The sequence below is a fragment of the Streptomyces luteoverticillatus genome (assembly GCF_003970715.1).
GTDB classification, from domain to species: Bacteria; Actinomycetota; Actinomycetes; order Streptomycetales; family Streptomycetaceae; genus Streptomyces; species Streptomyces abikoensis.
In genome coordinates this window covers 1,492,838-1,512,444 of the sequence record NZ_CP034587.1, presented here as the reverse complement: position 1 = coordinate 1,512,444, position 19,607 = coordinate 1,492,838, and the positions used below count along the sequence as shown (strand labels likewise).

Here is a 19,607-nt window from a genome sequence, read left to right as displayed (position 1 = left end):
GTCAGCGCGCGTGCAGCCCCCGGCAGGTCCCGACCGTCCCGACGCCTCCGCTCCCCTCCCGCACACCCGGTCCCGCCCGGCGCACTGGCTGGCCACCGCCGCCGCCCTGGCCGCGGTGATCCTGGGCGCCGCCCTGACCGGCCCCGGCGACGCCACGGCCGGCGCCACCGCTCCCGCGAAGGCCCCGGCGAGCTCGTCGGCCGCCGCCCCGGACCCGGGCGCCGCGCGCTATCCCGTCGACTGCGGCCCCACCCGCCCCGAGGTGGTCCGGAGCGCCACCGCCGACCTGGACGGGGACGGGCGGCCCGAGACGGCCGTCGAGGTGCGCTGCGGCTCCGGCGGGGGCACCCGGCCCAGCGGCGTGTACGTCCTCGCCGCCCCGGCCGCCCCGGGCGCGGCACCCCGGGTCGTGGCGACCCTGGTGGACCCCAAGGAGGGAATGAGCGTCACCGGCCTCGACGCGACCGGCCGGACGGTTTCGGCCACTCTCCTCGGCTATTCCGGCACCGGCGTGCCCCGCTGCTGCCCGGACCTGCGCAGGGCGGTCAAGTGGCGGTGGCGGGACGGCCAGTTCGTCCTGACCGCACCACCGGTCGCGGAGAGCGTCTGAGCCGTCACATGAGGTGACGATGCGTTATTCGGCGTCCGGGCCGAAGACCTCGACCTTGTCGGCGACGCGGCGTACGTGGATGCAGTCGCCGGGGCACTCGTTCGCCGAGTCCCGGACGTCGTTGAGCAGCGTCAGCGGTACGGGGGTGGTGGCACCCTTGTCCTGGAGAAGCTCGTCGTCGGCGCTCTTCACATAGGCGAGACCGTCGATGTCGAGCTCGAAGACCTCGGGGGCGTACTGGGCGCAGATGCCGTCGCCGGTGCAGAGGTCCTGGTCGATCCAGACTTCGAGCTCTTCTTCCTGCGCGGTCATCTCGCCTGCCGTTTCCTGCGTTCGTGAATCAATTGGAGCCAGCCCTGACGGGTGTTGACCGAGTCGACGATACAACCGCCCGCTTTCCGATGTTGATGGGTGGGTATCCCCCTCACGTGAGGACGTGCGCAAGGGTGAAGATCGGACACACTCCGACCGGGTTTGTGATCTAGGGGTTTCAACCTGCACCGGCCCAGGTAGGGTCAGGAAGCGTCCAGCTCCCCTTGGAGGAGGTGAGGACCGTGGCAGCCCACGACGACGACATGAACCGCGGCATCCGGCCGGGACGAGGGTCTGACGACCCCGCGGGCCAGGTTGCCTATCTCGAGCAGGAGATCGCCGTCCTGCGACGCAAGCTCGCCGACTCTCCGCGTCACACGAGGATTCTCGAGGAGCGGATCGTCGAGCTCCAGACGAACCTGGCCGGCGTCTCCGCGCAGAACGAACGGCTCGCGAACACCCTCCGTGAGGCCCGCGACCAGATCGTGGCCCTCAAGGAGGAGGTCGACCGCCTGGCCCAGCCCCCCGCCGGCTTCGGCGTCTTCCTCTCGGCCAACGAGGACGGCACGGCCGACATCTTCACCGGAGGCCGCAAACTCCGGGTGAACGCGTCCCCGAGCGTCGACGTCGAGGACCTCCGGCCCGGCCAGGAGGTCATGCTCAACGAGGCGCTCAACATCGTCGACGCCATGGCCTTCGAGCGCCACGGCGACATCGTCACCCTCAAGGAGATCCTCGAGGACGGCGAACGCGCCCTGGTCATCGGGCACACCGACGAGGAGCGGGTGGTGCGGCTCGCCGAGCCCCTGCTGGACACCACCATCCGCCCCGGCGACGCCCTCCTGCTGGAGACCCGCTCCGGCTACGTCTACGAGGTCATCCCCAAGAGCGAGGTCGAGGAGCTCGTCCTCGAAGAGGTCCCGGACATCGACTACACGAAGATCGGCGGCCTGGGCAACCAGATCGAGCTGATCCGCGACGCCGTCGAGCTCCCCTACCTCTACCCCGACCTCTTCAAGGAGCACGAACTGCGCCCGCCCAAGGGCGTCCTGCTCTACGGCCCTCCCGGCTGCGGCAAGACCCTCATCGCCAAGGCCGTCGCCAACTCCCTTGCGAAGAAGGTCGCCGAGGTCACCGGAAAGCCCGCCGGGAAGAGCTTCTTCCTCAACATCAAGGGCCCCGAGCTGCTCAACAAGTACGTCGGCGAGACCGAGCGGCACATCCGGCTGATCTTCCAGCGCGCCCGGGAGAAGGCCGGCGAGGGCACCCCCGTGATCGTCTTCTTCGACGAGATGGACTCCCTCTTCCGCACCCGCGGCTCCGGCGTCAGCTCGGACGTCGAGAACACCATCGTCCCCCAGCTGCTCTCCGAGATCGACGGCGTCGAGGGCCTGGAGAACGTCATCGTCATCGGCGCCTCCAACCGCGAGGACATGATCGATCCCGCGATCCTGCGCCCCGGCCGCCTCGATGTGAAGATCAAGATCGAGCGCCCGGACGCGGAGGCCGCCAAGGACATCTTCTCGAAGTACCTGACCGAGACCCTCCCGCTGCACGCCGACGACCTCGCCGAGCACGGCGGGGACGCCAGGGTCACCGTCGAGGGCATGATCCAGTCGGTCGTCGAGCAGATGTACGCCGAATCCGAGGAGAACCGCTTCCTGGAGGTCACCTACGCCAACGGTGACAAGGAAGTCCTCTACTTCAAGGACTTCAACTCCGGAGCGATGATCCAGAACATCGTGGACCGGGCCAAGAAAATGGCCATCAAGGCCTTCCTGGACCACAACCAGAAGGGCCTGCGCGTCTCCCACCTGCTCGCCGCCTGCGTCGACGAGTTCAAGGAGAACGAGGACCTGCCCAACACCACCAACCCGGACGACTGGGCCCGGATCTCCGGAAAGAAGGGCGAGCGGATCGTCTTCATCCGCACCCTCGTCACCGGAAAGCAGGGCGCGGACACCGGCCGCTCCATCGACACCGTGGCCAATACCGGCCAGTATCTGTAACACCGCCGTCCGGCTGCGGATGTCCCTGTTGCTGTGCCTTCCCCGCCCACTCAAGGGCGGGGAAGGAGCAGGGCGTCCGCAGCCGGACGCGTTTTGCACCATGCGTTGCACCACTCGTGGGACGCGGACCATGCCGCCGTCCGCGCGGGGCACCAACCCCAGCAATGACTGTAATGATCTCCCCAGCGCCGCAAAGCCGTTCTAGGCTCTTCGGTGGTACCACCGCGAAGCGCAGTGGGGGATCGGGGACCGTACACGGACCGGAAGCGCAGCGGTACTTGAGCGCCGACCCCACCCGGGGGCGCCGCCGGGCAAGGAGGGCCGCATGACCGTACGGCGAGTAATGGGCATCGAGACGGAGTACGGGATCTCCGTCCCCGGTCACCCGAACGCCAATGCCATGCTCACCTCGTCCCAGATCGTCAACGCCTACGCGGCCGCGATGCACCGGGCACGCCGTGCCCGCTGGGACTTCGAGGAGGAGAACCCGCTGAGGGACGCCCGTGGCTTCGACCTCGCCCGCGAGGCCGCGGACGCCAGCCAGCTCACGGACGAGGACATCGGCCTGGCCAATGTCATCCTCACCAATGGCGCTCGGCTCTACGTAGACCACGCCCACCCGGAATACAGCTCACCGGAGATCACCAATCCCCGGGACGCCGTCCTGTGGGACAAGGCGGGCGAGCGCATCATGGCGGAGGCGGCCGAACGCGCCGCCCAGCTGCCCGGCGCCCAGCCCATCCACCTCTACAAGAACAACACCGACAACAAGGGCGCCTCCTACGGCACCCATGAGAACTACCTGATGAAGCGGGAGACCCCCTTCTCGGACATCGTCCGCCACCTGACCCCGTTCTTCGTCTCCCGCCAGGTCGTCACCGGCGCCGGCCGCGTCGGCATCGGCCAGGACGGCCACGAGCACGGCTTCCAGATCAGCCAGCGCGCGGACTATTTCGAGGTCGAGGTCGGGCTGGAGACCACCCTCAAGCGGCCCATCATCAACACCCGCGACGAGCCCCACGCCGACGCCGAGAAGTACCGCCGGCTCCATGTGATCATCGGCGACGCCAATCTCTCCGAGATCTCCACCTACCTCAAGCTCGGCACCACCGCCCTGGTGCTCTCCATGATCGAGGACGGCTTCATCGCCGCCGATCTCGCCGTCGACCAGCCCGTCCGCACCCTCCACCAGGTGAGCCACGACCCCTCCCTGCGCCGGCTGATCACCCTGCGCAGCGGCCGCACACTCACAGCGGTGCAGCTCCAGATGGAGTACTTCGAGCTGGCGCGCAAATACGTCGAGGACCGCTTCGGCGTGGACGCCGACGAGCAGACCAAGGACGTCCTCTCCCGCTGGGAGGACGTCCTGGGCCGGCTGGAGCGGGATCCGATGAGCCTGTCCGGGGAGCTGGACTGGGTGGCCAAGCTGGAGCTGCTGGAGGGCTACCGCCGCCGCGACGGCCTCGACTGGTCCGCGGCCCGGCTGCAGCTCGTGGACCTCCAGTACGCGGACGTCCGCGCCGACAAGGGCCTGTACAACCGCCTCGTGGCCCGCGGCAAGATGCGCAGGCTCCTGGACGAGACCGACGTCGCCCGCGCCCGCACCGCCCCGCCCGAGGACACCCGGGCCTACTTCCGGGGCCGCTGCCTGGAGCAGTACGCCGACGACGTCGCCGCCGCCTCCTGGGACTCCGTGATCTTCGACCTGCCGGGCCGCGACTCCCTCCAGCGCGTCCCCACCCTGGAGCCGCTGCGGGGCACCCGCAACCACGTCAAGGAGCTCCTGGACCGCTGTCGCACGGCCGAGGACCTGGTCCGGGTGCTGTCGGGCGGCTGACCGGGGTCTGAGGACCGGGGGAAACGGGAATCATCCCGGTGGCTCCGGGACGTTGTAGCAAGTGCAGGGCCGATCCCCGACCCTGCTTGTAGGGTCGGATCTTGAACGTCTCGTGTACGTGTACGTCGAAACCGAGCGGGGTGAGGGGTATGGCGACCAAGGACACCGGCGGCGGACAGCAGAAGGCCACGCGTGCGACGGAGGAGGTCGAGGAGCAGGCGCAGGACGCGCAGGTCTCCGAGGACCTCAAGGAGCGCCAGGAGAAGCTGTCGGACGACGTGGACTCCGTGCTGGACGAAATCGATGATGTGCTCGAGGAGAACGCCGAGGACTTCGTGCGTTCGTTCGTGCAAAAGGGCGGGCAGTAGGGCCGGTGATCCGTCCCGTGCCCGCCGGGGCACGGGACGGAGGGCTGGGAGGCCCGGGGGTATGGTCCGTGCAGTATTTCAAGATCTCTTCGAAGGATTCGTGTGGAAGCCAACTTTTCTGGCACAGGGCGTCTGCCGGCTCCCTTCCTGACGCCGGGCTCGTCGTCCTTCATGGACTTCCTGGCGCAGCACCAGCCCGAGATGCTGCCGCGCAACCGGCAGCTGCCGACGCAGGGCGTCATCGAGGCGCCGCACGGCACGACGATCGTCGCCGCGTCGTTCCCCGGGGGAGTGGTGCTGGCCGGTGACCGGCGGGCCACGATGGGCAATGTCATCGCGCAGCGGGACATCGAGAAGGTCTTCCCGGCCGACGAGTACTCGGCCGTGGGCATCGCCGGCACGGCCGGGCTGGCGGTGGAGATGGTCAAGCTGTTCCAGCTGGAGCTGGAGCACTTCGAGAAGGTCGAAGGCGTCTCGCTCTCCCTGGAGGGCAAGGCGAACCGCCTGTCGACGATGATCCGCAGCAACCTCGGCATGGCCATGCAGGGCCTGGCCGTGGTGCCGCTCTTCGCCGGCTGGGACGTGGACCGGCAGAAGGGCCGCATCTTCTCCTACGACGTCACCGGCGGGCGCTCCGAGGAGCACGGCTACGCGGCCACGGGCTCCGGCTCGCTGTTCGCGCGCGGTGCGCTGAAGAAGCTGTTCCGTGACGACCTCACGGAGGGGCAGGCCGCCACGCTCGTCGTCCAGGCGCTCTACGACGCCGCCGACGACGACTCGGCGACCGGCGGTCCCGACCTCGCGCGCCGTATCTACCCGATCGTCATCGTCATCACCGACGAGGGCTTCCGGAGGCTCACCGAGGCGGAGAGCTCGGAGATCGTCCGGGCCATCCACGAGCGCCGGCTCGAGGAGCCGGACGGCCCGCGCGCCGCTCTGCTGTGACGCTCCGAGCGATCCTCTGAGCTCCTGATGTCCTCGTCACCCACAGAAAGGGACGGATAGCGGTGTCGACGCCGTTCTATGTCTCACCCCAGCAGGCCATGGCCGACCGCGCCGAGTACGCCCGCAAGGGCATCGCGCGCGGCCGCAGCGTCGTGGTCCTCCAGTACAACGATGGCGTTGTCTTCGTCGCCGAGAACCCGTCCCGCGCGCTGCACAAGGTCAGCGAGATCTACGACCGGATCGCGTTCGCGGCGGTCGGCAAGTACAACGAGTTCGAGAACCTGCGCATCGGCGGTGTCCGCTACGCCGACCTGCGCGGCTACACGTACGACCGTGACGACGTCACCGCTCGCGGCCTGGCGAACGTCTACGCGCAGACGCTTGGCACGATCTTCTCCAGCGCCGGCGAGAAGCCGTATGAGGTGGAGCTGATCGTCGCCGAGGTGGGGGCCGCCCCCGAGGACGACCAGATCTACCGGCTCCCGCACGACGGCTCGATCGTCGACGAGCACGGCTCGGTCGCGGTCGGCGGCAACGCGGACCAGATCAGCAGCTATCTCGACCAGCGGCACCGGGACGGGATGACGCTGTCGGAGGCGCTCAAGCTCGCCGTCGAGTCGCTCGCGCGCGACACGAACGGGAGCGAGCGGACGCTGACGGCCGAGCAGCTCGAGGTCGCGGTGCTGGACCGGAAGCGGCCGCAGCAGCGGAAGTTCAAGCGGTTGCTGGGGCGGCAGCTCCAGAGGCTGCTGGACGAGGGGTCGGGCTCGGCGGAGTCCACCTCGGACTCGGAGGAGTCCTCTTCGGAGTCCTCTTCGGAGGAGTAGCGTCCGCGCGGTGTCCCTAACGCCGGACGGGCCGCGTCGATTCGCGGCCCGTCCGGCGTTAGAGGGCCGGTCACGGGGCGGCGGCCGTCCCCGACGACGCCCGCGTCACCAGTTCCACCGGCAGTGACGTCGCGGCCGGCGCCCGGCCGTCCAGGACGGCCACGAGCGCCCGCATGCCCGCTTCCCCCACCGCCTCCGCCGGCAGCCGCACTGTCGTGAGCTCCGGCTCCAGGGCGCTCGCGAGCGGCAGGTCGTCGAAGCCGGTCACCGAGACGTCGTCCGGCACGCGGAGCCCCAGTCGTCGCGCCGCCTTGCAGGCGCCCGCCGCGAGGACGTCGCCGTCGCAGATCAGGGCGGTCGGCCGGGCGTCCGGCCCGCCCGGTGCGGTCAGGGCGCGTGCGGCGGCCAGGCGGCCGGAGGCCACGTCGAGGGCGGCGGGCTCGGTCCGCAGCACCGTCCCGGCCGTGCCCCGGAGGGCCTCGGCGAGGGCCCGGGCCCGGACGCGGAAGGTCCAGGAGTCGATGTCGGCCGCGATGTGCGCGAAGCGCCGGTGGCCGAGGGCCAGCAGATGCTCCGTCACCTGACGCATGCCGTCGGCGATGTCGAGGTTGACGGTGGCCGGGGCGTCGGTGCGTCCGGGTTCGCTGTCGAGCATCACCAGGGGGAGGCCGCCCTCGCGGAGGTCGGCCAGGGCCTCGGCCGCGATCGAGGAGGCGATCACGCCGTCCAGCGTCGCGCGCGCGGAGGCGAAGGGGTCGCGGGCGGGCCCGGTGCCCTCCGGGGAGGGGTAGAGGACCACGCCCATGTCGTGCTCGGCGGCGGCGCGGGCCGCGCCCGTGTAGACGCGGGCGAAGAATTCGTTGGTGAGGGCCGGGACGACCAGCAGGGCCGTCCGCGCGCGGCCGAGCCGCAGGCTGCGGGCGGTGAGGTTGGGCCGGTAGCCCAGCTCGCGGGCGGCGGTGCGCACCGCCTCGGCGGTCCGCTCGGAGACCCTTCCGCGCCATTTCTCGCCCATGACCAGGGAGACCGTGGCCTGCGAGACCCCCGCCGCCCGGGCCACGTCCCGGCTGGTGGCCCGGGCGGTCGCCGCGTGCCGTCCCCGGACGGTCGGCCACCGTTCGCCCCCGCCGCCCCGTTCGCCCCCGCGTCCCTCGCGCTCCCCGCTCTGGACCTCCGTCACCGCTGCCGCGCCCCTCTCCGCTGCCGCTGTCACCACGCGGGTTGGACCCGCGAGCTCCGATCATGGTACGTATGACTCTTCTAGTTATACGTAAAACCGGGATCGCTCGGTCAAAAACGATCGGTCAAGGACGAGAGGCGGACAATGGCGGCGGCGGGCGGCGGTTACGTCGACATGCTCAAGACACGGCACGCGGCGCGACTGCTGACCGGAACCCTGGTGGGCCGGCTGCCCAACGCCACGGCCGCGCTGGCGATCGTCCTGTTCGTGCGCGCCGAGGGTGGCAGCTACACCCTCGCCGGCGCGCTCTCCGCGGTCTACGGCGTGGCCAACGCCGTCGGCCAGCCGCTGCTCGGCCGGGCCGTCGACCTCTACGGCCAGCCCCGTGTCATCCTGCCCTCGGCCGTGATGACCGCGCTGGGCATGGCGGCCTTCACCGTCGTCGGCCTGGACCCGGTGCCCCTCTCCTACGCGGCCATGATCGTGGCCGGCTTCTTCGCGCCGCCGCTCGAGGGCGGGCTGCGGGCCCTGTGGCCCTCGGTCCTGAAGAACGAGGACGATCTCCACGCCGCCTACTCCCTGGACGCGATAGCCCAGGAGCTGATCTACGTGGTCGGCCCGCTGATCGTCACCCGGATCGTCGCGATCTGGTCCGAGACCGCCGCGCTGAACGCCCTTCACCTGATGGGCGTCATCGGCGCCCTCGCGGTCGTCACCTCGCCGCCCTCCCGCACCTGGCGCAGCGAGCCCCGCGAGGCGCACTGGCTGGGGGCGCTCCGCTCCCGGGGGCTGCTGGTGCTGCTGGGCACCTTCTTCTGCATAGGTTCCGCGCTCGGCTCCATAGCCGTCGCCGCGGTCTCCTACGGCGACGCGAACGGCGGCGGCAACGTGGCCGGCTGGCTGCTGTCGGCCCTGGGCGTCGGCGCCCTGATCGGCGGTTCCATCCACGGTGCCCGGCAGTGGCCCGGCACCCCCGAGCAGCGTCTGCGGGTGCTCGTCGGCGGGCTGGCGCTGTTCTACGTGCCGCTGCTGCTGGTGCCGGGCGCCGTGGCGATGACGGTTCTCGCCGGCGTGGCGGGCCTCTTCCTCGCGCCCTGTCTGGCCACCGCCTTCGTGGTCGTGGACCGGCACGCGCCGCGGGGCACGGTGACCGAGGCGTTCTCCTGGCTGGTGACGTCCTTCGGCGTCGGCGCGGCGATCGGTACGGCCTTCGTGGGGCCGGCGGTCCAGTCCGGCGGCGCCCGTGCGGGATTCCTCGTCGCGGTGGGCAGCGGTGTCGCGGCCCTGCTGGTGATCGTCGCCTTCCGGGCGTCCCTGCGGGCCCCCGAGAAGCCGTCCACCGTCGTGGCCCGGTCGGAAAATGATCGGAACGGTGCGGTCGAACCCGGTTTCAGCGCAGGGCATCAGGCGTAATGTTCAGGCATGGACCGCCGCATTTTCGGGCTGGAGAACGAGTACGGCGTCACGTGCACTTTCAGAGGACAGCGCCGGCTGTCCCCTGACGAAGTGGCGCGGTACCTCTTCCGCCGTGTCGTTTCCTGGGGCCGCAGCAGCAATGTCTTCCTGCGCAATGGCGCGCGTCTCTACCTGGATGTGGGATCGCACCCGGAGTACGCCACTCCGGAGTGCGACAGCGTGACCGAGCTGGTCACCCACGACAAGGCGGGCGAGCGCATTCTCGAGGGTCTGCTGGTCGACGCCGAGCGCCGCCTGCACGAGGAGGGGATCGCGGGCGACGTCTATCTCTTCAAGAACAACACCGACTCCGCCGGGAACTCCTACGGCTGCCACGAGAACTATCTCGTCGCGCGGCACGGGGAGTTCTCGCGTCTCGCGGACATCCTCATCCCCTTCCTCGTGACGCGGCAGCTGATCTGCGGCGCGGGAAAGGTGCTCCAGACCCCGCGTGGCGCGGTGTACTGCGTCAGCCAGCGGGCCGAGCACATCTGGGAGGGCGTCAGCTCCGCCACCACGCGCTCGCGCCCGATCATCAACACGCGGGACGAGCCGCACGCCGACGCCGAGCGCTACCGCAGGCTCCACGTCATCGTCGGCGACTCCAACATGTCCGAGACGACCATGCTGCTGAAGGTCGGCGCCACCGACCTCGTCCTGCGCATGATCGAGGCCGGTACGGTCATGCGCGACCTCACCCTGGAGAATCCCATCCGGGCCATCCGCGAGGTCAGTCACGACATCACCGGCAGGCGCAAGGTGCGCCTGGCCAGCGGCCGGGAGGCCTCCGCCCTGGAGGTCCAGCAGGAGTACTACGAGAAGGCCGTGGACTTCTGCGAGCGCCGCGGCATCCGGACGGGCACGGTCGAGCGGGTCCTGGAGCTGTGGGGCCGTTCGCTGGAGGCCATCCGGGACGAGAATCTGGACCTGATCTCCACGGAGATCGACTGGGTGATGAAGTACCAGCTCATCGAGCGGTACCGGGCCAAGAACAACATCACCATGTCCCATCCGAGGATCGCGCAGATAGATCTCGCCTATCACGACATCCACCGCCGCCGGGGGCTGTACTACCTGTTGGAGAAGCGCGGTCAGGCGGCCCGGGTGTGCAATGACATCAAGATTTTCGAGGGGAAGTCGGTGCCCCCGCAGACGACCCGGGCCCGGCTGCGCGGTGACTTCATCCGTCGCGCCCAGGAACAGCGCCGGGATTTCACCGTCGACTGGGTCCATCTGAAGCTCAACGACCAGGCGCAGCGAACGGTGTTGTGCAAGGACCCCTTCAGGTCGGTGGACGACCGGGTGGAGAAGCTGATCGCGGGAATGTGAGCGCGATTCGGGGGTGTGAGGGGCACGGATGTGCGCCGGGTCCGCCGGACCCGGCGCACATCCGTGTCGGACGGGGTTGATCGGCGGGAGACAGGCCGTAGAGTGGCGCACACTGCCCAGCGACCCCTACAGCCCGAGTTGGACTTCATGAACCACACGAAGAACGCGCGTCGCCTCGCCGCGGCGTTGGCCGTGCCCGTCCTGCTGCTGACCGCCGCGGCGTGCGGGTCCGAGGACGGCAAGTCTTCCGACGCCAAGGTGACGGTGAAGGGGAAGTTCGGGGAGAAGCCCGAGATCTCCGTGCCGAAGGACGCCAAGCCGGCGGACAAGCTGGTCGTCAAGACCCTGACCGAGGGCTCGGGTGACAAGGCGGAGAAGGGTTCGTTCGTCCGTCTGGACTTCGCCGGGCAGACGATGAAGGACAACAAGCCGCTCGGCGGCACCTGGACGCCGCAGGAGGGTGCCACGCCGGGCGCCCCGCGCCGGCAGCTGGTGCAGCAGCTGGGGCAGCCCAGCCAGGAGATGCCCGCGAAGGTCCTCGACGCCGTGATCGGTCAGAAGGCCGGTTCGCGGGTCGAGGTCGAGGGCACGGCCAAGGCGCTCATCGGCGACCAGCTGAACCCGCAGGCGGGTGTCAAGCCGGAGGACGGCCTGGTGTGGGTGATCGACGTGGTCGGTGCCCAGAAGGTCGACGCCAAGAGCGAGGCCAAGGGCGAGCAGGCCAAGCCCGAGGAGGGCATGCCGGAGGTCAAGTACGTCTCCCAGAAGGCCGCCGAGATCACCATTCCCAAGGACACCAAGGCGCCCACCGATCTCAAGGAGCAGGTGCTGATCAAGGGCACCGGCCCGGAGATCAAGGCCGGCGACGGCCTGATCGCCCAGTACACGGGTGTGAAGTGGGAGGACGGCAAGAAGTTCGACTCCTCCTGGGACCACGCGGGTGCCACCGCCTTCCAGATCGGTACCGGGTCGGTCGTCCAGGGCTGGGACAAGGGCCTGGTCGGCAAGCACGTGGGGGACCGCGTCGAGCTGGTGATCCCGCCGAAGCTGGGCTACGAGGGCCAGGCGCAGAGCGGTCTGGACAAGAACACGCTGGTCTTCGTCGTCGACATCGTGGGCAAGGTCTGACCCCGGCCGGGGGTCTGCCAGAATTGCACGGTTGTCCACAGCATCTTTCGTAGGAGAACTTTCGTGAACATCGAGAAGCCCGAGATCGACTTCCCCGAGGGTCAGCCGCCGGCCGACCTGGAGATCGTCGACCTCTGGGAGGGCGACGGCGCCGTGGCCAAGGCCGGCGACTTCGTGAAGGTCCACTACGTGGGCGTGGCGTTCTCCACCGGCGAGGAGTTCGACGCCAGCTGGAACCGCGGCAGCGCGCTGGAGTTCAAGCTCGGTGCCGGCCAGGTCATCCAGGGCTGGGACAAGGGCATCCAGGGCATGAAGGTCGGCGGTCGTCGCCGGCTGACCATCCCGGCGCACCTCGCCTACGGCGAGCGTGGCGCCGGTGGCGGTGTGATCGCCCCGGGTGAGACGCTGATCTTCGTTTGCGACCTGATGGGCGTCTGAGACTCAAGCGAACGAAGGCCGAGGGCCCGTGCCGCCTGGCACGGGCCCTCGGCTTTTGTCGTTCGACCGCTGAGCGGTACGGTCAACGGTTGAGAGCACAAGTAGAGAGGGCGTCGATGGCGATTGCCAAGGCCGAGCGGCTGATGAGTCTGGCGCTGTGCCTGCTGGGCACACGTCGGCCGCTGACCAAGGGGGAGTTGCGGGGTTCGATCGAGGCATACATCGAAGCCACTTCGGCTTCGAGCGGTGCCTCCGATGGCGGTGAATCCCCGAAGGACGACGCCTTCAACCGGATGTTCGAGCGGGACAAGGAAGACCTCCGCGAGCTCGGCCTGATCATCGAGACCGTCGAGGGCGTCGACGGCGAGACCGGCTATCTCGCCCGCCGCGACAGCAACCGTCTCCCCCCGATCACCCTCGACGTCGAGGAGGCCGCTGCCCTGGGGCTGGCGGCCAAGGTCTGGCAGCAGGCCCGGCTCGCCGGTGCCGCCAGCGGCGCGCTGCAGAAGCTGCGCGCCGCCGGGATGCCGCTGGCGGAGGACCCGTACGAGGGGCAGAGCGCCCTGGAGACGCGGATCCCCGTGCACGAGGCGGCCTTCGAGCCGCTGATGCTCGCCGCGCGCGACCGCCGCGTCGTCGTCTTCGACTACCGCAAGGCGAACGCCGCCCACCCCGAGCAGCGCAAGGTCGAGCCCTGGGCGCTGGAGTGCTGGCGCGGCCACTGGTACCTGGCGGGCTGGGACCGCGAGCGGGACGCCGAGCGGGTCTTCCGGCTCTCCCGGATCACCGGGAAGGTCCGCTCCCGGGCGCTGGCGTTCACCGTGCCCGTGCCCGACCACGTCACGGTGCGTACGACGGTGGAGAGCTGGGCGGGCGAGACGGCCACCAGTACGGCCCGGATCAAGGTGCGCGCCGGCCACGGCTATCCGCTGCGCTCCCGGGCGGTGGCCTCCCGTGACCTGGGTGACGGCTGGGACGAGCTGGAGATCCCCTACGGTCACGGTCTGGACGCGTGGCTGGTGGAGTTCGGCGCCGACGTCCTGGTGCTGGAGCCCGCCGAGCTGCGGGCCGATGTGATCGAGCGGCTGCGTGCCGTGGCCAAGGGCTGAGAGGAACGGGACCGACTTCTGATGGCCGGAAACGCCATTGACCAGACCCGGCGGATGCTGTCGCTGGTCACCTATCTGCGGGAGCGCCCGGGCGCCCGGGTCGCCGATGTGGCCCGCGCCTTCGGCATCACCGAGGACGAGCTGATCGGCGACCTGGACGTGCTGCCCATGTGCGGCACCAGCTTCCGGGGCGGTGACCTGCTGGACATCGACACCGACGGCGACCGCATCTGGTGGCACAACCCCGACGCCTCGGGCACGTCCGCCGGCGAGCCGCTGCGGCTGGCCGCCGACGAGGCCACCGCCCTGCTGGTCGCCGCGCGCGCCGTGGCGACCCTGCCCGGGCTGCGCGAGAGCGACCGGCAGGCGCTGGTCCGCGCGACCGCGAAGATCGAGGGCGCGGCCGGCGAGGCGGCGGGCGCCAGCTCCCGGCTTTCGGTGACCTTCGAGTCCGAGGGCGGGGTCTTCGCCGAGATCGACCGGGCCATCTCCGAGCGCCGCCGCGTCTGGCTGCGCTACTACTCGCCCGCGCGCGACGAGCTGACCGAGCGCGAGGTCGACCCCATCCGGCTGTTCGCCGTGGGCCACACCTATATGGAGGCGTGGTGCCGGCTCTCCGAGGCCCGGCGCACCTTCCGGCTCGACCGGGTGGCCGAGATCCGGCTGCTGGACGAGGCCTCCGACCCGCCGCCGGTGGAGCTGCGGGACCTGTCCGAGGGGCTGGTCCAGCCCGCCGCCGAGGACCCCGAGGTCGTCGTCGAGGTGGGCCCGGGCGGCCGCTGGGTCGCCGAGTACTACCCCCACGACAGTGCCGAGGAGCTGCCCGAGGGCGGCCTGCGGATCACCCTGCGCACCCCCGACCCGGCCTCGCTGCGGCGGCTGGCCTTGCGGCTGGGCCGGGACGGGCGGATCGTCTCGCCCGAGGCGCTGGCCGACAGCGCCCGGGAGGCAGCCCGCGACACGCTCGCGGCGTACGGAGAGTGAGGGAGGGGCCGACGGTGGCAGGAGAACCACGAACCGGAGTGGCCGGGGCGGTGACCGAGGCGGAGGTCGCGGTCGCCGCCGTCTTCAAGGCCGCGTGCCCCGACTGCCGGGCCAGCTTCGAGCTGGCCGCCGGGGCGCTGCGGCTGGCGATCGGCGCCAGCGACCGCACCACCTTCTACTCCTTCACCTGCCCCGACTGCGGTTCCGCGGTCCGCAAGCCGGCGGGGGAGCGGATCGTGGAGCTGCTCACCGGTGGCGGGGTCCGCACCCTGCGGCTGCACATCACCGCGTAGGGCGTCACCGCTTAGGGCGCTACCTCGTAGGGCGTCAAGGCGTCCTTTCTGGCCATTTCCCGTTCTTTCGCACTTCCCTCGTTAGGCTTCGCCCCATGTTCTGGCCCATGCTCGCCATCGCCCTCGGTTTCTGCGGTCTCGCCGTGCTCACGGTGCTCGCCGCGCGGGTGTTCGTGGAGACCAGGAGGCTGGCCCGGCAGGTGGCGGAGGCATCGCGGCGCGTCACCCGGGCGGCCGAGGACCTGGAGCGGGCCGCCGCGCCGCTCGCCGCGCAGAGCGCGCAGACGCTGCGGAAGGACTGAGACGCGGCCCTCCTCCCGGAAACGGGACGGGCGGTAGTCTGGTCCGGGCGGCCCCGCGGACGAGGCGGAGGGTCGCGAGGGACCGGACGTATGCCCGGGGATTGCCGAGCGTTTACCCGTGCGCGTTACGATCGCTGCCGTACGGCTGATGGACATATGTCCGATCGGTCGGCCGGTCCCACCAATATCCCGCTTCGGTGAGAAGGTAAACGCATATGTTCGGTCGGCTCGGAGCGCCTGAGCTCATTCTTCTGCTTGTCGTCATCGTCCTGCTGTTCGGTGCGAAGAAGCTTCCGGACATGGCCCGTTCCCTCGGCAAGTCCGCCCGCATCCTCAAGAGCGAGGCCAAGGCGATGAAGGCGGAGAGCACCGACACCGCCGCCGCCCCCGCCGACCCGCCCGCCGCCGAGCAGGCGCCCCGCACCATCAAGGCCGCCCCCGGCGATGTGACCTCCCGCCCGGTCGCCGAGCCGAGCGACCGCGGCACCCAGCAGCGCTGACCCAGGACAGACTGAGACGGCCGCCGTCGGCGACCGTCTGCCACACGAGATAGGGACGTGGGTTGCTCAAGTCTGCCCGCAAGAAGGAGAAGGACCCCGAGGGGCGGATGCCGCTCGCGGAGCACCTGCGCGAGCTGCGCAACCGGCTGGCGAAGGCCGTACTGGCCATCGTCGTGGTCGCGATCATCGCCGCGTTCTACAACAAGCAGATCATGGAGTTCCTCTCCACTCCCGTCCCCAAGTGCGAGGGACGCGATCTGGCCCAGAGCCACGGCGGCAACTGCGCGGTCCTGACGTTCAACACCCTGTCCTCGCCGTTCACGACCGTCGTCAAGGTGTGCCTCCTCGCGGGCGTCACCGTCTCCTCGCCGGTCTGGCTCTACCAGCTGTGGGCGTTCCTCGCCCCCGGCCTCCACCGGCACGAGAAGAAGTACACGGTCGCCTTCGTCGCGACGGCCGCCCCGCTCTTCCTCGCGGGCGCCTACCTGGCCTACCTGATCATGCCCACCAGCATGCGGGTCCTGCTCAGCGTCACCCCGGAGACCGCGGCCAACACCCTCGGCCTCAACGACATCCTCGACTTCACCGTCCGGATGATCCTCGTCTTCGGCCTCGCCTTCGAGCTGCCGCTGATCCTGGTGATGGCGAACCTGGTCGGCCTCGTCTCCGGCCGGACCATGGCCGGATGGTGGCGCGGCGTCGTCATGGGCACCTTCGTCTTCGGCGCGGTGGCCACCCCGAGCACCGACCCGTTCGGCATGTGCGTCCTGGCCGTGCCGATCAGCATTCTGTACTTCGCCGCCGTCGGCTTCGCGATCCTCAACGACAAGCGCCGCGACCGCCGCAACCCCGACCGGCAGCTCGACGACGACGAGGCGTCCCCGCTCGACCTCGAACCGCAGCCCGTCGGCGACTCGAAGCCCATGCCGACCCTGCCCGAGCAGGACCGGCACCAGCGCGGCTACGACGACGTGACGTGATCCCGTAAGGGATGACCGGGCCAGGGGCGGCCGCTCACCGAGCGGCCGCCCCGCCGTGTTCATGACCGCCGACGGCGGTACGGCGCCTGGGAGCTCGATAAAGATCAGGTGACTGTCCGAGGTCCCCGGTAGGCTCGTAGACAAGATGACCGAGGACATGTCCCCTGCTGAGCGCTACGCCCTGGCACGGCAGCGCGCCGCCGAGCAGGCCACCGCGCTCGCCCCCTTCCGCGAGATGTACGAATTCGAGCTGGACCCCTTCCAGATAGCCGCCTGCCAGGCACTGGAGGCCGGCAAGGGGGTACTGGTCGCGGCGCCGACCGGCTCCGGCAAGACGATCGTGGGCGAATTCGCCGTCCACCTGGCCCTCACCCAGGGCCGCAAGTGCTTCTACACCACGCCCATCAAGGCGCTCTCCAACCAGAAGTACACCGACCTCGTCAGGCGCTACGGCGCCGACAAGGTGGGCCTGCTCACCGGCGACAACAGCGTCAACGCCGAGGCACCCGTGGTCGTCATGACCACCGAGGTCCTGCGCAACATGCTCTACGCCGGCTCGCAGGAACTGATCGGCCTCGGCTACGTGGTCATGGACGAGGTCCACTACCTCTCCGACCGCTTCCGCGGCGCCGTCTGGGAAGAGGTGATCATCCACCTCCCCGAATCGGTGACCCTGGTCTCCCTGTCGGCCACCGTCTCCAACGCCGAGGAGTTCGGCGACTGGCTCGACACCGTCCGCGGCGACACCCAGGTGATCGTCTCCGAGGAGCGCCCCGTCCCGCTCTGGCAGCACGTGCTCGCCGGCCGCCGGATGTACGACCTCTTCGAGGAGGAGACCGACCACGGCGGCCGCGGCGCCGCCCGCCGCGAGGTCAACCCCGACCTGCTGCGCATGGCCCGCATGGAGAACAGCCGCGTCTACAACCCGCGCGAGCGCCGCCGCGGCAAGATGATCCGCGAGGCCGACCGCGAGCGCGAGCGCCGCCAGCGCAGCCGCATCTGGACCCCCGGCCGCCCCGAGGTCATCGAGCGGCTCGACGCCGAGGGCCTGCTGCCCGCCATCACCTTCATCTTCAGCCGCGCCGGCTGCGAGGCCGCCGTCCAGCAGTGCCTCTACGCCGGCCTGCGGCTCAACGACGACGAGGCACGCGCCCGCGTCCGCGCCATCGTCGAGGAGCGCACCGCCGCCATCCCCGACGAGGACCTCCACGTCCTCGGCTACTTCGACTGGCTCGAGGGCCTCGAACGCGGCATCGCCGCCCACCACGCGGGCATGCTGCCGACCTTCAAGGAGGTCGTCGAGGAGCTCTTCGTCAAGGGCCTCGTCAAGGCCGTCTTCGCCACCGAGACCCTGGCGCTGGGCATCAACATGCCCGCCCGCTCCGTCGTGCTCGAGAAGCTCGTCAAGTGGAACGGCGAGCAGCACGCCGACATCACCCCCGGCGAGTACACCCAGCTCACCGGCCGCGCCGGCCGCCGCGGCATCGACGTCGAGGGCCACGCCGTCGTCCTGTGGCAGCGCGGCATGGACCCCGCCGCCCTCGCCGGCCTGGCCGGCACCCGCACGTACCCGCTGCGCTCCAGCTTCAAGCCGTCGTACAACATGGCGGTCAACCTGGTCTCGCAGTTCGGCCGGCACCGCTCCCGCGAGCTGCTGGAGACCTCCTTCGCCCAGTTCCAGGCGGACAAGTCCGTCGTCGGCATCTCCCGCCAGGTCCAGAAGAACGAGGAGGGCCTCGCCGGCTACCGCGAGGCCATCGACTGCCACCTCGGCGACTTCGAGGAGTACGCGCGGCTGCGCCGCGAGCTCAAGGACCGCGAGACCGAGCTGGCCAAGCAGGGCGCGAACCAGCGCCGGGCCGCCGCCGCGGCCGCCCTGGAGCGGCTCAAGCCCGGCGACGTCATCCACGTCCCCACCGGCAAGTTCGCCGGCCTGGCCCTGGTCCTCGACCCGGGCCTGCCGCCCGGCCGCTCCGACCGCCACCGCGGCTTCGACCACCAGGACGGCCCGCGCCCGCTCGTCCTCACCGCCGAGCGACAGGTCAAGCGGCTCGCCGCGATCGACTTCCCGGTGCCGGTCGAGCCGATGGAGCGGATGCGCATCCCCCGCTCCTTCAACCCGCGCAGCCCCCAGTCCCGCCGCGACCTCGCCTCCGCGCTGCGCACCAAGGCCGGGCACATGGTCCCCGACCGTCACCGCAAGGACCGCGCCCCCGCCGCCGACGACCGCGAGATCGCCCGCCTGCGCACCGCCATCCGCTCCCACCCCTGCCACGGCTGCGCCGACCGCGAGGACCACGCCCGCTGGGCCGAGCGCTACCACCGCCTGCTGCGCGACACCCGCCAGCTGGAACGGCGCATCGAGGGCCGGACGAACACCATCGCCCGCACCTTCGACCGCATCTGCGCCCTCCTGACCGACCTCGACTACCTCCACGGCGACGAGGTCACCGAGGACGGCCGCCGTCTCGCCCGCCTCTACGGCGAGCTCGACCTCCTCGCCTCCGAGTGCCTCCGCGAAGGCGTCTGGGACGGCCTCCAGCCCGCCGAGCTGGCCGCCTGCGCCTCCGCCCTGGTCTACGAGGCCCGCGTCGCGGACGACGCCGCCCCGCCGAAGCTGCCCGCCGGCCCGGCGAAGGACGCCCTCGGCGAGATGATCCGCATCTGGGGCCGCCTGGACGCCCTGGAGGAACAGCACAAGATCAACCAGGCGGAGGGCGTGGGCCAGCGCGAACCCGACCTCGGCTTCGCCTGGCCTGCCTACCGCTGGGCCTCCGGCCACGGCCTGGACGAGGTGCTGCGCGAGATCGAGATGCCCGCGGGCGACTTCGTCCGCTGGACGAAGCAGCTCATCGACGTCCTCGGCCAGATCGCGGCAGCGGCCCCGGCCGGCAGCCCGGTCACCCGCAACGCCCGCAAGGCGGTCGAGGGGCTGCTGCGGGGAGTCGTGGCGTACTCGTCGGTGGGGTGAGACCACCCGCCGGGATCGGCGAGAGCTGAT

General features: G+C 70.4%; 19 protein-coding genes. 17 read left to right on the top strand and 2 right to left on the bottom strand.

Annotation, left to right across the window (positions count from 1 at the left end):
* The first annotated feature begins 10 nt into the window (after nucleotides 1-10).
* The gene (locus EKH77_RS06270; RefSeq protein WP_126913435.1) at nucleotides 11-610 is read left to right on the top strand and encodes a hypothetical protein; all 600 of its coding nucleotides are present in this window, start codon (nucleotides 11-13) and stop codon (nucleotides 608-610) included.
* A 24-nt stretch (nucleotides 611-634) separates the two neighbouring features.
* Here the strand turns inward: EKH77_RS06270 and EKH77_RS06265 are convergent, their stop codons facing one another.
* A complete protein-coding gene (locus EKH77_RS06265) occupies nucleotides 635-922 on the bottom strand; it encodes a ferredoxin (protein WP_126913434.1) in 288 nt (95 codons plus the stop codon).
* 242 nt (nucleotides 923-1,164) lie between these two features.
* On the opposite strand from EKH77_RS06265, the gene arc reads away from it, so the two are divergent.
* The 5 genes from arc (at nucleotide 1,165) to prcA (ending at nucleotide 6,908) form a co-directional block, all read left to right on the top strand.
* Nucleotides 1,165-2,931 carry a proteasome ATPase gene (gene arc / locus EKH77_RS06255; protein ID WP_126913433.1) on the top strand — a complete coding sequence of 589 codons (1,767 nt, stop codon included), beginning with the start codon at nucleotides 1,165-1,167 and terminating at the stop codon, nucleotides 2,929-2,931.
* A 325-nt stretch (nucleotides 2,932-3,256) separates the two neighbouring features.
* Nucleotides 3,257-4,768, top strand: coding sequence for a depupylase/deamidase Dop (gene dop / locus EKH77_RS06250; RefSeq protein WP_346429048.1), 1,512 nt, complete (start codon nucleotides 3,257-3,259; stop codon nucleotides 4,766-4,768).
* A 149-nt stretch (nucleotides 4,769-4,917) separates the two neighbouring features.
* On the top strand, nucleotides 4,918-5,136 hold the full coding sequence (locus EKH77_RS06245; RefSeq protein WP_126913432.1) for a ubiquitin-like protein Pup: 219 nt from the start codon (nucleotides 4,918-4,920) through the stop codon (nucleotides 5,134-5,136).
* A gap of 102 nt (nucleotides 5,137-5,238) precedes the next feature.
* Entirely contained in the window at nucleotides 5,239-6,081 is an 843-nt protein-coding gene (prcB, locus tag EKH77_RS06240; RefSeq protein ID WP_126913431.1) for a proteasome subunit beta, read from the top strand.
* A 62-nt stretch (nucleotides 6,082-6,143) separates the two neighbouring features.
* Complete coding sequence (gene prcA, locus EKH77_RS06235) at nucleotides 6,144-6,908, top strand: proteasome subunit alpha (RefSeq protein WP_126913430.1); 765 nt, start codon at nucleotides 6,144-6,146, stop codon at nucleotides 6,906-6,908.
* Nucleotides 6,909-6,978: 70 nt separating this feature from the next.
* On the opposite strand, the gene EKH77_RS06230 is transcribed toward prcA, so the two are convergent.
* Complete coding sequence (locus EKH77_RS06230; RefSeq protein ID WP_430980975.1) at nucleotides 6,979-8,088, bottom strand: LacI family DNA-binding transcriptional regulator; 1,110 nt, start codon at nucleotides 8,086-8,088, stop codon at nucleotides 6,979-6,981.
* Nucleotides 8,089-8,232: 144 nt separating this feature from the next.
* On the opposite strand from EKH77_RS06230, the gene EKH77_RS06225 reads away from it, so the two are divergent.
* From EKH77_RS06225 to EKH77_RS06175, 11 genes are all read left to right on the top strand, one after another.
* Nucleotides 8,233-9,501, top strand: a complete 1,269-nt coding sequence (locus tag EKH77_RS06225) for an MFS transporter (RefSeq protein WP_126913429.1) — start codon at nucleotides 8,233-8,235, stop codon at nucleotides 9,499-9,501.
* 9 nt (nucleotides 9,502-9,510) lie between these two features.
* The gene (gene pafA / locus EKH77_RS06220) at nucleotides 9,511-10,872 is read left to right on the top strand and encodes a Pup--protein ligase (RefSeq protein ID WP_126913428.1); all 1,362 of its coding nucleotides are present in this window, start codon (nucleotides 9,511-9,513) and stop codon (nucleotides 10,870-10,872) included.
* Between the two features lie 147 nt (nucleotides 10,873-11,019).
* Complete coding sequence (locus tag EKH77_RS06215) at nucleotides 11,020-12,000, top strand: FKBP-type peptidyl-prolyl cis-trans isomerase (RefSeq protein ID WP_126913427.1); 981 nt, start codon at nucleotides 11,020-11,022, stop codon at nucleotides 11,998-12,000.
* A gap of 63 nt (nucleotides 12,001-12,063) precedes the next feature.
* Entirely contained in the window at nucleotides 12,064-12,438 is a 375-nt protein-coding gene (locus tag EKH77_RS06210; protein WP_126913426.1) for an FKBP-type peptidyl-prolyl cis-trans isomerase, read from the top strand.
* A gap of 116 nt (nucleotides 12,439-12,554) precedes the next feature.
* Nucleotides 12,555-13,547 (top strand): helix-turn-helix transcriptional regulator, encoded by a 993-nt coding sequence (locus tag EKH77_RS06205; RefSeq protein ID WP_126913425.1) that lies wholly within the window; start codon nucleotides 12,555-12,557, stop codon nucleotides 13,545-13,547.
* A 21-nt stretch (nucleotides 13,548-13,568) separates the two neighbouring features.
* Nucleotides 13,569-14,531 carry a helix-turn-helix transcriptional regulator gene (locus tag EKH77_RS06200; protein ID WP_126913424.1) on the top strand — a complete coding sequence of 321 codons (963 nt, stop codon included), beginning with the start codon at nucleotides 13,569-13,571 and terminating at the stop codon, nucleotides 14,529-14,531.
* A 38-nt stretch (nucleotides 14,532-14,569) separates the two neighbouring features.
* Nucleotides 14,570-14,824 carry a hypothetical protein gene (locus tag EKH77_RS06195; RefSeq protein WP_240667701.1) on the top strand — a complete coding sequence of 85 codons (255 nt, stop codon included), beginning with the start codon at nucleotides 14,570-14,572 and terminating at the stop codon, nucleotides 14,822-14,824.
* 95 nt (nucleotides 14,825-14,919) lie between these two features.
* Nucleotides 14,920-15,126, top strand: coding sequence for a hypothetical protein (locus tag EKH77_RS06190; protein WP_126913423.1), 207 nt, complete (start codon nucleotides 14,920-14,922; stop codon nucleotides 15,124-15,126).
* A 215-nt stretch (nucleotides 15,127-15,341) separates the two neighbouring features.
* The gene (gene tatA / locus EKH77_RS06185; protein ID WP_126913422.1) at nucleotides 15,342-15,626 is read left to right on the top strand and encodes a Sec-independent protein translocase subunit TatA; all 285 of its coding nucleotides are present in this window, start codon (nucleotides 15,342-15,344) and stop codon (nucleotides 15,624-15,626) included.
* A 107-nt stretch (nucleotides 15,627-15,733) separates the two neighbouring features.
* Entirely contained in the window at nucleotides 15,734-16,606 is an 873-nt protein-coding gene (gene tatC / locus EKH77_RS06180) for a twin-arginine translocase subunit TatC (protein WP_126917901.1), read from the top strand.
* A 145-nt stretch (nucleotides 16,607-16,751) separates the two neighbouring features.
* On the top strand, nucleotides 16,752-19,577 hold the full coding sequence (locus EKH77_RS06175) for a DEAD/DEAH box helicase (protein WP_126913421.1): 2,826 nt from the start codon (nucleotides 16,752-16,754) through the stop codon (nucleotides 19,575-19,577).
* The last annotated feature ends 30 nt before the right edge of the window (nucleotides 19,578-19,607 follow it).

Excerpts from the sequence above, each read along its gene's own strand:
- EKH77_RS06245 (WP_126913432.1), top strand. The coding sequence starts at position 4,918 with ATGGCGACCAAGGACACCGGCGGCGGACAGCAGAAGGCCACGCGTGCG.
- EKH77_RS06190 (WP_126913423.1), top strand. The coding sequence starts at position 14,920 with ATGTTCTGGCCCATGCTCGCCATCGCCCTCGGTTTCTGCGGTCTCGCC.
- EKH77_RS06175 (WP_126913421.1), top strand. The coding sequence starts at position 16,752 with ATGACCGAGGACATGTCCCCTGCTGAGCGCTACGCCCTGGCACGGCAG.
- EKH77_RS06265 (WP_126913434.1), bottom strand. The coding sequence starts at position 922 with ATGACCGCGCAGGAAGAAGAGCTCGAAGTCTGGATCGACCAGGACCTC.
- pafA (WP_126913428.1), top strand. The coding sequence starts at position 9,511 with ATGGACCGCCGCATTTTCGGGCTGGAGAACGAGTACGGCGTCACGTGC.
- EKH77_RS06200 (WP_126913424.1), top strand. The coding sequence starts at position 13,569 with ATGGCCGGAAACGCCATTGACCAGACCCGGCGGATGCTGTCGCTGGTC.
- tatA (WP_126913422.1), top strand. The coding sequence starts at position 15,342 with ATGTTCGGTCGGCTCGGAGCGCCTGAGCTCATTCTTCTGCTTGTCGTC.
- EKH77_RS06215 (WP_126913427.1), top strand. The coding sequence starts at position 11,020 with ATGAACCACACGAAGAACGCGCGTCGCCTCGCCGCGGCGTTGGCCGTG.
- EKH77_RS06205 (WP_126913425.1), top strand. The coding sequence starts at position 12,555 with ATGGCGATTGCCAAGGCCGAGCGGCTGATGAGTCTGGCGCTGTGCCTG.
- dop (WP_346429048.1), top strand. The coding sequence starts at position 3,257 with ATGACCGTACGGCGAGTAATGGGCATCGAGACGGAGTACGGGATCTCC.
- EKH77_RS06225 (WP_126913429.1), top strand. The coding sequence starts at position 8,233 with ATGGCGGCGGCGGGCGGCGGTTACGTCGACATGCTCAAGACACGGCAC.
- tatC (WP_126917901.1), top strand. The coding sequence starts at position 15,734 with ATGCCGCTCGCGGAGCACCTGCGCGAGCTGCGCAACCGGCTGGCGAAG.